Origin of the sequence: Paraburkholderia sediminicola (assembly GCF_902859805.1) — a bacterium.
Taxonomy (GTDB): Bacteria; Pseudomonadota; Gammaproteobacteria; order Burkholderiales; family Burkholderiaceae; genus Paraburkholderia; species Paraburkholderia sediminicola.
In genome coordinates this window covers 19,252-33,465 of sequence record NZ_CADIKC010000009.1, presented here as the reverse complement: position 1 = coordinate 33,465, position 14,214 = coordinate 19,252, and the positions used below count along the sequence as shown (strand labels likewise).

General features: G+C 62.0%; 11 protein-coding genes. 4 read left to right on the top strand and 7 right to left on the bottom strand.

Going from position 1 to position 14,214, the window contains the following annotated elements; all coding sequences use genetic code 11:
- Positions 1–192 precede the first annotated feature (192 nt).
- Positions 193–1,548: an MFS transporter gene (locus R8871_RS27290; protein WP_175053255.1), complete on the bottom strand. Its 1,356-nt coding sequence runs from the start codon at positions 1,546–1,548 to the stop codon at positions 193–195.
- A 164-nt stretch (positions 1,549–1,712) separates the two neighbouring features.
- Positions 1,713–2,885: a M20 aminoacylase family protein gene (locus tag R8871_RS27285; protein ID WP_175053254.1), complete on the bottom strand. Its 1,173-nt coding sequence runs from the start codon at positions 2,883–2,885 to the stop codon at positions 1,713–1,715.
- 118 nt (positions 2,886–3,003) lie between these two features.
- On the opposite strand from R8871_RS27285, the gene R8871_RS27280 reads away from it, so the two are divergent.
- Both R8871_RS27280 and R8871_RS27275 read left to right on the top strand, forming a co-directional pair.
- Positions 3,004–3,954 (top strand): LysR family transcriptional regulator, encoded by a 951-nt coding sequence (locus tag R8871_RS27280; protein ID WP_175053253.1) that lies wholly within the window; start codon positions 3,004–3,006, stop codon positions 3,952–3,954.
- 116 nt (positions 3,955–4,070) lie between these two features.
- Positions 4,071–5,447: an ATP-grasp domain-containing protein gene (locus R8871_RS27275; protein ID WP_175053252.1), complete on the top strand. Its 1,377-nt coding sequence runs from the start codon at positions 4,071–4,073 to the stop codon at positions 5,445–5,447.
- 35 nt (positions 5,448–5,482) lie between these two features.
- Here the strand turns inward: R8871_RS27275 and R8871_RS27270 are convergent, their stop codons facing one another.
- On the bottom strand, positions 5,483–5,941 hold the full coding sequence (locus tag R8871_RS27270) for a hypothetical protein (RefSeq protein ID WP_175053251.1): 459 nt from the start codon (positions 5,939–5,941) through the stop codon (positions 5,483–5,485).
- A 129-nt stretch (positions 5,942–6,070) separates the two neighbouring features.
- Positions 6,071–7,507 (bottom strand): aldehyde dehydrogenase family protein, encoded by a 1,437-nt coding sequence (locus R8871_RS27265; RefSeq protein ID WP_175053250.1) that lies wholly within the window; start codon positions 7,505–7,507, stop codon positions 6,071–6,073.
- Positions 7,508–7,715: 208 nt separating this feature from the next.
- On the opposite strand from R8871_RS27265, the gene R8871_RS27260 reads away from it, so the two are divergent.
- A complete protein-coding gene (locus tag R8871_RS27260; RefSeq protein WP_054040615.1) occupies positions 7,716–8,087 on the top strand; it encodes a cupin domain-containing protein in 372 nt (123 codons plus the stop codon).
- Positions 8,088–8,226: 139 nt separating this feature from the next.
- On the opposite strand, the gene R8871_RS27255 is transcribed toward R8871_RS27260, so the two are convergent.
- From R8871_RS27255 to R8871_RS27245, 3 genes are all read right to left on the bottom strand, one after another.
- Positions 8,227–9,618: an NAD(P)/FAD-dependent oxidoreductase gene (locus tag R8871_RS27255; protein ID WP_175053249.1), complete on the bottom strand. Its 1,392-nt coding sequence runs from the start codon at positions 9,616–9,618 to the stop codon at positions 8,227–8,229.
- 159 nt (positions 9,619–9,777) lie between these two features.
- Positions 9,778–11,394 (bottom strand): purine-cytosine permease family protein, encoded by a 1,617-nt coding sequence (locus R8871_RS27250; RefSeq protein ID WP_246287768.1) that lies wholly within the window; start codon positions 11,392–11,394, stop codon positions 9,778–9,780.
- 267 nt (positions 11,395–11,661) lie between these two features.
- Positions 11,662–12,633 (bottom strand): LysR family transcriptional regulator, encoded by a 972-nt coding sequence (locus R8871_RS27245; RefSeq protein WP_175053248.1) that lies wholly within the window; start codon positions 12,631–12,633, stop codon positions 11,662–11,664.
- Positions 12,634–12,788: 155 nt separating this feature from the next.
- Between R8871_RS27245 and R8871_RS27240 the strand changes: the two genes are divergently transcribed.
- Positions 12,789–14,171 (top strand): NAD(P)/FAD-dependent oxidoreductase, encoded by a 1,383-nt coding sequence (locus R8871_RS27240; RefSeq protein WP_175053247.1) that lies wholly within the window; start codon positions 12,789–12,791, stop codon positions 14,169–14,171.
- Positions 14,172–14,214: the final 43 nt, after the last annotated feature.

Below are 14,214 nucleotides of genomic sequence, written 5' to 3'. Positions count from 1 at the left end.
GCATTAGCGGTTTGAGCTGCTTTCTTTTGCCTACTTTTCTTTGCAGCCGGCAAAGAAAAGTAGGTGCCCCCCGCACAGGGGGAACGCTAATAGACCACTAACAATGCAAGGAAAGGCACCAAAGCCAGAACAAGGAAAGGCCAAAGCCCCAAGAACACGGCCAAATGCCGCCGCAAAAGGCAAAAAACCCCATCAATCAATAGCCCTACCTGCAGTCTCCCGCATAAACGGCAACGGCAACAACGACACCACCCCACACCCAATCAAATACCAGGCAGGCGCCAGATTACTCCCCGAAATCTGAATCAACCAGGTAGCAAAAAACTGCGCAAACCCGCCAAAAATCGAAACGCCCAAACAATAAACAATCGACATCCCGGTAGCGCGAATCTCACGCGGAAACATCTCGGGCAACATGACGATATTAGGCACCGCGGTAAACGCGACAAACACAGCCAGCACGGCAACAACAGACAACAAAACCGGCACCGTAGGCAAAGCATTAATAATCATGAAGGCCGGATACACGGCAACAATCAACATCACCCGCGAAATCCACAAAACACGTTTACGCCCGACGCGATCGGATAACGCTCCCGCAAACGGCGAGCAAATCACCGTCACGATCGCCGCGGTCCACGCGGCCCACAACGCCGACGACATCGGGAAATGCAAAATCCGGATCGCGTAGGTCGACAGATAAAACAGCACGATGTAATTCGCGGCCGTGCCGCCAATCGTCGTCAACACACCGGTCGTGATCACGCGCGAATGTTCGCGGAACAACTTGCGAACCGGCTGTGCATCAGGTGCCTGGGCCGCGGAAACCGTACCGTCTTCCACGCCCGGCAACGTTTCGTCCAGATGCCGCCGGATGTAAATGCCAATCGGCCCCATCGCCATGCCGATCACAAACGGCACACGCCAGCCCCAGCTCTCCAGCGCCGAAGTGGACAGCGCCGCCGCCAACGCAACACCCAGCAGCGAGCCACATACGGTGTTCAAGCCCTGGCTCACGAACTGCCAGCTTCCGTAGAATCCACGCGTCTTGTCGCTGCCATATTCAAGCAGCAACGATGTCGATGCACCGATCTCACCGCCCAGCGCGAAGCCCTGAATCAATCGCGCAAGGATCACCAGCAACGGCGCGGCGATGCCGATCGCCGCGTACGTCGGCGCGAACGCGATGATCGCCGAACCGAGCGTCATCAGCCACAGTGTGAGACTCATCGCGGCCTTGCGGCCGGCGCGGTCGGCATAGGCGCCGAGCACAATGCCGCCCACCGGACGCATGATGAATCCCACGCCGAACGTGCCGACCGCCAGCATCAGTTGCGCAAGCTGCCCTTCCACCGGGAAATACAACTTGCCGATGATCGTTGCGAAGAAACTGTAGATCGTGAAATCGAAAAACTCGAGGCCGTTGCCGAGCGTGATCGCAGCAATCGCTTTGGCGTGGCCCGTGCGTTTGGCCGGCGGCATGGCCGACGCGTCACCGAGATTCAACGCGTCGGTGCCTGCGGGTTGCGGTGTAGCGGAATAGTCCATCTGTGTCTCCATGGTGTCCTTCCTGCCAATGCGCAGACCTGCGGCCTTGCGCGCCTGAAAGCGATGGACGGTCTGACTGGCTCCAACACGGCCTCGATGGCCCCGCGGATATTCGTGATCCTCGGAGCCTTGCACGGCCTCAGTTCAACGCGATGCCATCTGCCTCAGACAAGGAACGTCTGCGCAAGCCGCACCCAATACGCCGCGCCGGTCGCGAGGCAGTCGTCGTTGAAGTCATAGCCCGGGTTGTGGACCATGCAACCGCCCTCGCCGTCGCCATTGCCGATGATCAGGTAGCTGCCCGGGCAACGCTCCAGCAGGAACGCGAAGTCTTCACTGCCGGTCAGCGGTTGCATGTCGGCAATCAAGCCGTCTTCGCCAAGCCAGTCGAGCGCGACCTGCCGTGCGAGACCGGTCATCTGCGCATCGTTGACGAGCACCGGATAACGTCGTTGATAGTCCACATGCGCGCGTGCGCCGAACACCGCCGCCTGCCCGCAGGCGACCGCCGTGATGCGCTCCTGCAAATAGTCGCGAACCTCGGGCTTCAACGCGCGCACGGACAGGCGCATCTCCGCGGTTTCAGGAATCACGTTCGGCGCTTCGCCGGCGTGAATCGCACCGACGGTGATGATCGCCATGTCGAGCGGCGCAATGTTGCGCGACACGATCGACTGCAAAGCCAGCACGATCTGCGCGCACACCACCACCGGATCGACCGCCTTGTGCGGCACCGCGCCATGACCGCCGCGGCCGGTCACCTTGATGATCACCGTATCGGACGAAGCCATGAACGAGCCCGGCAGGAAGCCGAACTTGCCGGTGGGGAAACCGGGCATGTTGTGCATCGCGAAGACCGCGTCGCACGGGAATTTGTCGAACAGGCCGTCTTCGAGCATTTTCTTCGCGCCGGCCTGACCTTCTTCAGCGGGCTGGAAAATCAGGTTCAACGTGCCGTCGAAACTTTTTTCCTGCGCCAGATGCTTGGCGGCCGCCAGCAGGATCGCCGTGTGGCCGTCATGGCCGCATGCATGCATCTTGCCGGGGACGGTGCTCGCGTACGGCAGGCCGGTAGTCTCGTGGATCGGCAGTGCGTCCATGTCGGCGCGCAGGCCGAGCTTGCGCGTGCCATTGCCTACTTTCAGTTGCCCTACAACACCGGTCTGACCCAGCCCGCGATGCACGGTGTAGCCCCACTCCTGCAAGCGCTCGGCGACCAGGTCGCCGGTAGCGAACTCTTCGTAAGCCAATTCGGGCTGCGCGTGGATGCGGCGGCGCAGCGCGATCATTTCGTCTTCGAGTTCGGCGATGCCCGCCGGGATGGCCATGGTGTTCACGATGTTGTCTCCGTCTATGAAAGCGTGAACCGAGCATAACCACGCCGATTTTCCAGCGGCAGGCGTAGAATCGTTGCGCCAGCAACCTATGGTTGCCACCCATATACGGGTTTTCCAGATGAAACTGCATCAACTCAGCACCTTAGCGGCCATTGCGGATACCGGCAGTATCCGGGCCGCCGCCCGTTCGCTCGACCTTTCGCCGGCCGCCGTAACCAAGGCCATGCGCGAACTGGAGGCCGATCTGCACGCGCCATTGCTGGTGCGCGGCGCGAGCGGCGTCGCGTTCACGGAGTTCGGGCGCGCGCTGGTCGTGCATGCGCGGCTGGTGCTCGGTCAGTTGCAGCGCGCGGAAGCGGAGATCGAGGCGATGCGCGGCGCGGCGGCCGGCAAACTGTCGATCGGCGTCACGCCGTGGGTGGCGCTGACTTTTCTGCCGCCCACCGTGCAGCGTTTCCGGCAGCGCATGCCGGAGGTGCAACTGGAATTTTTTGAGGGGCTGCTGGGCGTCGTGCAACCGCGTCTGCGCGACGGCAGTCTCGACTTCTCGATCGGCCGTCCGCCGCCTGCTTCGCCGCAATCGGAGTTTCACAACGTACCGCTGTTTTCAACGCATTCGGCCGTGTGTGCGCGGCGTGACCATCCGAAGGCGGGTTGCCGCACGCTGCTCGAACTGGAGGACGCCGAATGGGTGCTCAACTGGGACCCGGCAAGCCGCGAGTCGATCTCGGACAATCTGTTTCGCAAGCGCGGCATGAAGGTGCCGCACACAATCCACCTCGCGCACTCGCTCTCGGTCGTGCTCGGCCTGCTCGCACGAACGGACATGGTCAGCATTTTTCCGTGGCCGCTCGTCGAGGTGCTCATCGCGAAGGAAAACCTATGGGCGCTGCCCTTGCGCGAGACGGTGGATGAAACCATCGTCAGCATCACGTCACGCCGCGGCGCGCCGACGAGTCCGGCAGCCACGTGTTTTCTCGAGTGTTTGCGCGAAGTCGTCGACGAAGGCGCGCGCTCGCAAGACCCTGAATTGCGCCGCCTGTTTCATTCGATCGAACTGCTGCTGTAGTGATGTGGCGGGGTGGCGGGCTGGCGGACCCGCGGCGCTGTAAGCTGAATCGCATGCACGCCCGCTATGCTCCGAGTGCGCAGCGGCGCGTCGCCCTGCCGCTATCCCGATCGACCGTGACCCAGAATCCCCACAACGAAGCCGACCGCAAGGCACAGCCTCCGAGCACGTCAGCGGGGTATGCCGGCGGCAGCGCCTCGCTCGACCCGTCCCGTCACCGCGCGCTCGCCGAAACGCGACGCGCCGACGGCGACGAGCTGGCCGCAGTCGCGCATCTGATCGCCGCCCACACGCTGGACGCCTACGCCGCTGCGGCACCCAACGCCAGTACCGCGAATCTCTGCGATGTCGCGACCGGATACTTCATGAAAAGCGATCATGAGATCGCCGAATACTGGTATCGCCTCGTTCTGACGCTCGATCCCCACGTCGCGGTCGCTTGCCAGAATCTGGCTGCCATCCTCGCAGACGGTGAACGCGCAAGCGAAGCCGCCGCGTATCGGGAACGTGCCTATCGGATCCAGCGTGTCTTTATCGAGGGAAGCGGCGCCGGGCAGCGCCGCGTGCTGATCCTCTGCGCGGCACACACTGCCGGCAATGTGCCGTTCGATGCCCTGCTGCCCAGCACGACCTGCTGCCGCATCAAATACGCTATCGACTACGCCGCGGCCGAAGAAGACCAGCAGTTGCCCGCCTACGACCTCGTGTTCAACGCGATCGGCGATGCGGATATCGCCGCCCCGCTCTCCAGGCGACTCGCGCGCTTCGTCTCGCGCTGTGCGCGACCCGTGCTCAATCCGCCTGACGCTATCGCCCGAACCCAACGGCATCACACCGCGAGCCTGTTCGATGGATTGCCGGACGTGCAGGTAGCGCCTTGCGTACGCAGCGAAACCACGCCAGCTTCACACAGCGCGCTTGACGCCCAGCTCGTGGCGGCTGGCATCGACTTTCCGGTCCTCGCGCGCCCTGCCGCGACACACGGCGGCGAAGGGCTGACGCTATGCGAGAGTCCCGCCGCGCTCGAATCGTGGCGCTCGGCACAAACCGAAGTTTGTTATCTCACGGCGTTTCGCGACTATCGCAGCGCCGACGGTTTCTACCGCAAATACCGGATCATTTTTGTCGACCGGGAGCCGTTTCCCTACCATCTGGCGATTTCGCCGCACTGGATGGTGCACTACTACTCCGCCGACATGGAACAGCATCCGTGGAAACTGGAGGAAGAGCGGCGCTTCCTCGACAATCCGCACACTGCGCTCGGCGAGCGTGTCATGAAGGCGATCGCGGCGATCGGCAAACGGCTCGATCTCGACTACGGTGGAATCGACTTCACGGTGCTGCCCGACGGACAGGTGCTGATCTTCGAAGCGAACGCGACCATGCTGGCGCACTTCGAACGCGCAACCGGCACCCTCGCCCACAAGAATCCATACGTGCAGCGTATCGTCGATGCATTCGAACGGATGATGTCGCGTCACTCCGCGACCTGAAGGTTCGTTCGAAAGTTCGTTCGAAGGTACGTTCTTTACTGGCTGGACAGGTGTTGCTTCAGATACGGCACGAAGCCGTTTTGAGTCGGACCGATTTGCTTGACGCAATCATCGTAGTCGGAGCCCATCGCGCGATCCTGGCCGTACATGCCACGGCACTGCGCGTACAGCGTGATCGTCGCCCCGCTGCCCTTGGCCACGCGCGTGGCCGAATAGACCGCATGGCCCGAGCGGCCAGGCACATCGGTCTCGATTGCTACCGCGTCCGCGCGGACGATCGACGTGTAAGAATGCGCCGCCACGTAGTCCTTCGTGAGCGACCAGGCTTTGTCGCATTGCGCCTGATCCGCGCACCCGACCGCGGCGTTACGCTGGGCGCTATCGAGCAGGTTCTCTGAGCGGGTAAAGTCACGCGCCTGAGCTTCCTGTTTTTCGGCGGACATACAGCCGCTCAGGGCAAGCGCCGCAAGTGCAATAGCGATAGTCGTTTTCACAGGTTCAAGATCCGATGGCGAATTCCGGCAAAGATTATAGACGCCCGCAAACGGAGTTCGCAGATTGGAACCGCCATCGGAAAACGGCCGACGCGATGATGGCTCTCACCGACCGGCCGTCGCGCAGCCTCAGCTCGCGTAACCCACCACGCCCTTGATCTCCAGAAAATCCTCGAGCCCGAACTCGCCGTACTCGCGGCCATTGCCCGATTGCTTGAAGCCGCCGAACGGCGCATCGGGGTTGTAGTCCGCGTAGTTCAGATAGATCGTGCCGGTACGCAGGCGTTTCGCCACGGCATGCGCATGCTCGATCGAGGCGGACTGCACATAGCCCGCGAGACCGTAGAGGCTGTCGTTGGCCATCGCGATCGCTTCATCTTCGGAGTCGTAGCCGAGGATCGACAGCACCGGTCCGAAAATCTCTTCGCGCGCGATCGTCATGTTCGGCGTGACATTGCCGAACACCGTCGGGCGGACGAAGTAACCATCCTTCAATCCTTCGGGACGGCCCGGGCCACCGGCCACCAGCGTGGCGCCCTCTTCAACGCCCACGCCGATCAGCCGCTGGATCTTGTCGAACTGCTGCTCGCTGATGACCGGTCCGAGATCGATGCCCTTCGCATCCGCGGGACCGACCACCAGGGCTTCAGCCGCTTCCTTCGCATATGCCAATGCCTCGGCGAGGCGTGCGCGCGGCACGAACATGCGCGTGGGCGCATCGCACGACTGGCCGCTGTTGTCGAAACATGCACGGGCGCCACGCGTCACAGCCTGCTTCAGATCGGCATCTTCGAGAATCAGGTTGGCCGATTTGCCGCCCAGCTCCTGGTGCACGCGTTTGACCGTATCCGCCGCGGCCTTCGCGACCTGCACGCCCGCACGCGTCGAGCCGGTGAACGACATCATGTCGATATCCGGATGACGCGACATCGCCTCGCCCACCGTCGCGCCTTCGCCGTTGACGAGGTTGAACACGCCGGCCGGCACGCCCGCTTCGTCGAGGATCTCGGCGAAGATGATGCCGGAGAGCGGCGCCAGTTCAGAAGGCTTGAGCACCATCGTGCAGCCGGCCGCGAGCGCGGGCACGACCTTGGTGGCGATCTGCAAGGCCGGCCAGTTCCACGGCGTGATCAGCCCGCACACGCCGACTGCTTCCTTGCGGATCAGAATGCTGCTCTTCACGTACTCGAATTCGAACGTGTCGAGCGTGCGGATCATTGTTTCCAGATGCGCGACGCCGGTCCATGCCTGCGCGTCGTTCGCATATTGCAGCGGCGCGCCCATCTCGCGGCTGATCGCATGCACCATGTCGTCGTAGCGCTTGCGGTAGACGTCCAGGATCGCTTGCAGCAGATCGATGCGCTGCGCGATCGTCGTCTCGCTGTAGGCCGGAAAGGCACGCTTCGCCGCGGCTACAGCACGGTCCACATCAGCCGCGCTGCCGAGCGAAATCTGCGCGAACGCGGTAGCCGTGGACGGATCGATCACGTCGAGCGTGGCAGCGCCAGCCGCGTTTTGCGGATCGACCCATTGTCCGTCGATATAAAACTGTTTGGCGTGTTGCATGGGCTTGTCCTTTACATGAATGGTTGGGTCAGACCTTGGGCCGGCAAAGCGCCCGGGAGCGGTATCGAATGCTTTACATCGACGCCGCTCAATCTGAATGTCTTCAAATCGAAATTCATCGCTACGCAGCTTTGGCTCAGACTCCGGTTCTGCTTCGATTCCGTCATCGAATCACTCGCTTTCGAAACACATTAACCAGGAGAGACACATGAGCACCATCACTTTCACCCGCATCGACGCTAAAGGCCCCGGCGCTTCCGGTCTGAACCCCGCCTTGCACGATCCCGCCGACGTCATTCTCGAAGGCGCCAAGGCGCCGCACGCCCTCAACGCATTCTCCGACGCGAGCAACATGCTGTCCGCCGGCGTATGGCAATGCGATGCGGGCACGCTGAAGCTGGCCGATCTGCCGATCCACGAAGTCTGCGTGCTGATCGAAGGCGAAGTCGTCATCACCAGCGACGACGGCCGCAGCGAACGCTATGCCGCCGGCGACGCCTTCATCCTGCACAAGGGCTTCTCGGGCACGTGGCACATGCCGGTAGCGACCAAGAAGTACAGCATCGTGTACTGCGGTTGATTCATACTGCATCGCAACGTTGCTTCAACTAGAACCGCACCCCCGCACCGTAAGGTGCGGCACCCCTTAAGGTGCGGTTTTTTTATTCTGGCGGCAATGAATAAAAAACCGCCAGTCACATCGACACCTCCCGCATCAACTACATCGGAAAGCCCAACGCCTTGATCGAATTGATCCAGAGACGCCGCCAGCCGCCGCGATCGTCGGCGCCGTCGAATGCGTTGAAGGTGATCTTCGCGGCGATCCAGCGCAGCGGTTCCGGCGGAATGTACGACGGCCCCTTGCGCGAAATATCCAGCGACGTAATCAGCGTCTCGCGATTCCACAGCATGTCGAGCCCCATCTTCGCACCAAAGCGGCTGCCCGCCACGCCGAAACCCGTATAGCCCGCGACGAACACGCTCTTGCCGCCGTGATAGCGGCGCGCGAACACGGCACCGCGTGAGCAATAGTCGATCGGGCCACCCCATGCATGGGTGAAGCGCACGTCGTCCAGTTGCGGGAACGTGCGGTAGAACGCCTCGGCGAGCTTGTAGTATGTGCTCTCGTCACGATCCGCGGCCGGATTTGGATCGCCGCCGAAGTGATAGCTCACGCGGCCGCCGAAGATGATCCGGTTGTCTTTGGTGAGACGGAAATAATTGAGCTGCGTACGCGTATCGTAGATGCCCTGGCGATTGTTCCAGCCAATGCGCGCCAACTGCTCGTCGCTCAACGGCGCAGTCGCGATGATGTGGTCGCGCACCTGCATTACACGGCGCTTGATGTCGGTCACGCCCACGTCTGCGGTGCCGGTGCCAAGCAGCACGCGTGGCGTTTCGATGCTGCCCGCCTGGGTGTGCACCATCATCGTTGCGCCGAGATCTTCCATGCGCGTGATCGGCGAGTGTTCGTGCAAACGCACACCGAGTTTCAACGCAGCGGCCTTCAGGCCCCATGCGAGCTTCGCCGGATGAATCGTGCCGCTGCGATTGCGCGACCACATCGCGCCTGCGAAGAGCGGTGAATCGAGTTGTTCGCGCGCACCTTTGCTGTCGAGCAAAACGACATCATGCCCGTGGGCCACGTGCAGTTCGTAATCGCCTTTCAGATGACCGAGATGTCCCGGGTCGACCGCGACTGTCATCTCGCCATTCCATTCGACGTCCGCTTCAATGCCGTAACGCGTCAACGATTCCTTGAAGCCGTCGAGATTCTCCTGGCCCAGCTTTTCCAGCACGTCGAGGTCTTGCGGAAATACGCGCGTCGCATTCGGCAGACCATGCATCACCGACGTGGAAATGATCCCGCCCGGGCGACCCGATGCGCCGTAAGCCACCTTCCCCGCTTCAACCAGCACGACGTCGAGCGACGGGTCGGCTTCTTTCGCCTGAATCGCGGCCCACAAACCCGTGAACCCACCGCCAACGATCACCAGATCCGCGGAAGTCGGACCGATCAACTCCCGTTCGACAGCCGGTGCACGCGGATTGTCCAGCCAGAACGGAAACAGCTTTACACCTTCAAACGCGCGCTTTACTGACTCGCTCATTTTGTTTGCCTACTCAACTTGAATACCATTGCATTTACTGCGCGACTGTTGCTTCGATGCGGCCCTCTGTGGCGCTTTTACGCAGCTTCCAATAACCTCGATTGCTGCGTTCGGCGCCGTCTCACTGCGCCCTGCAGTGAGCACCTCGAGCCGCACGATTCAACCCGCGTCCTGCGTGTCCAGCACTTCTTCGCGTTCACGTCGCACGGCGCGCTGCTGCGCTTGCGTCTTCATTTGCGTCTTCATTTGCGCGCCGCCAGCCTTAAGCTTGGTCGCCGGCACCACCGGGTGCACGGTCGCATGGCGCTGCGGACCGCTACGCAACCAGCGTCGGCCAAGCGGCCCATACACGCCGTCCGGTTCAGGAAAGCACTGCAGCAGCGCGATATACAACGCGCAGGCCAGCGTCAGCGAAACCGGCATGCTGATGTCGAGACCACCGGCAAGCTGCCCGAGCGGGCCGACGAACTGATCCGGCAAATTGACGAAGCACAGGCCGATGACCGCGCTCGGAATCCATGCGCCCATCGCGCGCCAGTTCCAGCCGTGCGTGAACCAGTAGTGACCGCCACGTCCGCCGCGATTGAACACCTGCAGATCGTCGGACAGATAGAAACCGCGCCGCGTCACGAAGCCGATAATCATGATCACCATCCACGGGCAACTGCAGACGTTGATCAGCACCGAGAACGTCGACACGCTTTCGACCAGATTGAACGCGAAGCGGCCGAGAAAAATGAAGCCGATGGCAAGGCTGCCGATCAGCAACGTGGCGCGCACGCGGTTCAGAAACTTGGGGAACATGCTCGACATATCGAGCCCGGTGCCGTACAGCGCGGTGGTGCCTGTCGACATCCCGCCGATGATGGCAATCAGGCACACCGGCAGAAAGAACCAGTTCGGCGAGATCGCCAGCAGGCCGCCCACGTAGTTATTCGAGGCGATGAAATCCGGCGCCTTGCTGGCGATGATCGTCGCGGTGGCGAGACCGAAGAAGAACGGCACGAAGGTGGCCAGTTGCGCGAGCATCACTGCAAGGATCGTGCGCTTCTTCGGCGTGTTCTGCGGAATATAGCGGGCCCAGTCGCCGAGCGTGCAGGCGAACGACACCGGATTGCTCATTGCAACCAGCACAGCGCTCACGAAGGCCGGCCAGAAACCCACCGAACCGAGCGCCACCTTGCCGGCGTACGCGCTATTGAACGGCCCGGCGAACGCCACAATGCCGACCACGAACAGCAGGCTCGCCGCCCACACGGCGATCTTGTTGACCCACAGCATGAAGCGGAAACCGTAGACGCAGACCGTCAGCACCAGCACCGCAAAGAGACCGTACGCGAAGCTCAGCGTCATCCAGTTGACCGGCAGTCCGAGCAGATGATTCGCGCCGCCCACGAGGGCGTCGCCCGAACTCCACACTGCCAGCGAGAAGAACGCGACGGCGGTCAACACCGCCAGAAAGGAGCCGACGATCCGGCCATGAATGCCGAAATGCGCACCCGACGAAACCGGGTCGCTCGTGCCGTTGCGCGGACCGAACAGGCCCATCGGCGCAAGAATGCACGAGCCGATCACCACGCCGAGCACGATCGAATAAACGCCCGCCTTGAACGACAGACCGAGCAGCACCGGAAAGCTGCCGAGCACCGAGGTGGAAAAGGTATTGCAACCGCCGAACAGCAAGCGGAACAGATCGATCGGCCGCGCATAACGCGAGCGATCCGGGATGCGTTCAAAACCGAATGTTTCGACTTGGGTGATGCTGTTGCTGCTCATTGTCTCCAACTCCTGTAACGGCCAGGTCAATCACAATGGCTCGCCACGAGGATGCGGCGTCCACTTTTCTCGGATGTCTGGACGTCACTGTAAAGACAATCGGCGCGGGCAAAAATATCGCCCGCCCAACCTTTACTTCGATCGCGGGCGATGTAAGCCGAAATGCCCGTCCTATAAGGTTCTACGGATGTAACCGGAGGCCACGCGGGGACCTCCTTCGGGCCTGGCGGAACGCAAACGTCGAAGCGAATAGCGAGAATCCGTACCTCAAACCGCGCTTGCCTCACGCGTCTGACGGCGCCGTTTCGCAGCGGCAACAGTCGGCAGCGGGACCGGCACCGCGCCGGACATGCCGTGCTCGATCAGAAAATCGCGGAACAGTCCGGCGACATGTGGCAGGCGTTTATCGGACACATGCATCACGTACCAGTCGCGCTCGATTGGATTCGCGGGCAAGGGCAATAACGCCAGCAAGCCTGCCTGAAATTCCAGCGAACACGCATGCAGCGACAGAAACGCAATGCCCAGCCCAGCCTCGACCAGTTGCTTGATCGCTTCGTTGCTCGATAGCTCAGACCCGATATGCAGCTTGTGGCCGGCGAGCCGAAACAGATTCTCGACCGTCGAGCGCGTGCCCGAGCCCCGCTCCCGCACGAACAGATTCGCGGTCTGCAGATCGTCCAGCGACAGGCGCTTCTTCTTCATCAACGCATGAGCGGGCGAGGCGACGAACGCCATCGGATGCTTGGCGAACGCCGTGGCCACTGTGCGCAATTCGCGCGGCGCGCTGCCCATGACCGCGAGATCGATTTCATGCGTGGCCAGCATGCGGATGATGTCGGCGCGATTGCCGACCTTGAATTGCACCTTCACTTGCGGGCGCGATTCCGTAAAGCGCACCAGAAAAGGCGGGATCAGATATTCGGCGGTTGTGATCGCGCCAATGCGCAGCGTGCCGCCCTGCTCGCCGTGCAAGGCCGCAAGATCGTCCGCCGCGCCGTTCCATAGATCGAGGATTTCCAGCGCATAGCGCGCGAGGATTTCGCCCGCAGCGGTCAACTGCACGCCACGGCCCACCCGCTGCAATAGCGGCGCGCCCGCGGCCTCTTCGAGCAGGCGCACCTGAAGCGACACAGCCGGCTGTGTGAGCTTCAATTCTTCGGCCGCGCGCGACACGCTGCCAAGCTTCGCGACCGTATGCAAGGCTTTCAATTGACGAAACGTGGCAGTTTTTAACATAAGTAAAAACCTATATGTTGTGCATAAACATTAAATTGTGCTGCGGTTTCAGCCGATTCTATACTGGCCCCGACAGATGAGGCGAACGAATACCGGACATAGCCCCGGGACGCCTTCGCCGGCTCGGCAAAGATAACTTCAGGAGGATACGGATCATGGCTGCAATCGATCAGCAGGGAGCCTCTACCGCGCAACACCGGGAGCACGTGCAGCAAGCGGCGGCACATCGCGTCGTGATCGTCGGCGGTGGCGTCGGTGGCCTTGGGCTCGCTACGCGACTGTCGGAAACGCTCGGACGCGCCGGTCTCGCGCAGATCGTGCTGGTGGATCGCTGGCCGACGCATTTCTGGAAGCCCTTGCTGCATGAAGCTGCGTCGGGCCAGCTCGATCCGGCCACGCATCAATTGCAATACGCAGTGCAGGCACAACGGCACGGCTTCGAATTCGAACAGGGCGAGCTTGCCGCGCTCGATCGAACGAACCGGCACATCACACTGAATGCGCTCCACGACGCCGACGGCCGCGAAATCCTGCCGTCACGGCAACTTGCATTCGATACGCTGGTGCTGGCCATGGGCAGCGTCACGCAATATTTCGGCGTGCCCGGCGCGGCCGAACACGCGTTGCCGCTCGAATCGGTCGCCCATGCGGAAGCGTTTCGCCGCAAGCTGCTCGACGCCTGTCTGCGTGCGAATCATGCGCGACGCGCACGGACCGCGCAGGCGGACACACCAGTGTCGATCAACATCATCGGCGCTGGAGCAACGGGCGTTGAACTCGCCGCTGCGTTGCGCGATACGGTGCGCCTGTTGAACCGCTATAGCCCGTTTTCGCTCGACCCCGTGCGCGACTTCCGCATCCGTCTGATCGAAAGCAGCGAGCGCGTGCTGCCCGCCCTGTCCGAAACGATCTCGGCGCGCGCGCAAAAGATGCTCGGCAGTCTCGGTGTCGACGTGTTAAACGCCACGCGCGTCACTGAAGTGCGCGCCGACGCCGTGCTGACGAATGAAGGCGCACCGCTCGCCAGCGACATCGCGATCTGGACCGCCGGCATCGCTGGGCCGCCGGTGTTGCGCACGCTGGACGGCATCGCAGTGAATCGCAACGCACAGGTGCAGGTGAACCGCACGCTGCAATGTACGAACGACGCGAATATATTCGGACTCGGCGACTGCGCGGCCTGCCCTTCTTCTGAAAACGCGGACGCGTTTCTGGCGCCGCGCGCGCAAGTCGCGCACCAGCAGGCGCTGTTTCTGGCGCGGGCATTGAAGTGCCGGATAGCGGGAGAGCCCTTGCCGGAGTTCGTCTATCGCGACGCCGGCACGCTGGTCGGTTTCGGCCGCGAAGGCACGATCGGCAGCCTGAGCAATAGTTTGCTGACGCAGCCGGTGTTCGTCGACGGCTGGCTGGCGACTGCCGTCTACAAGCTCATCTATCGCCGTCACGTGATGACATTGACCGGCTTCGCACGCATGGCGCTCGATTCGGCGAGCCACTGGTTGCGTCGACGCGTGCATCCGGTGATCCGCTTGCACTGAAATTAGCAAACGCGGGCGGCGTCTTTCAGATTCTCAGATTCAG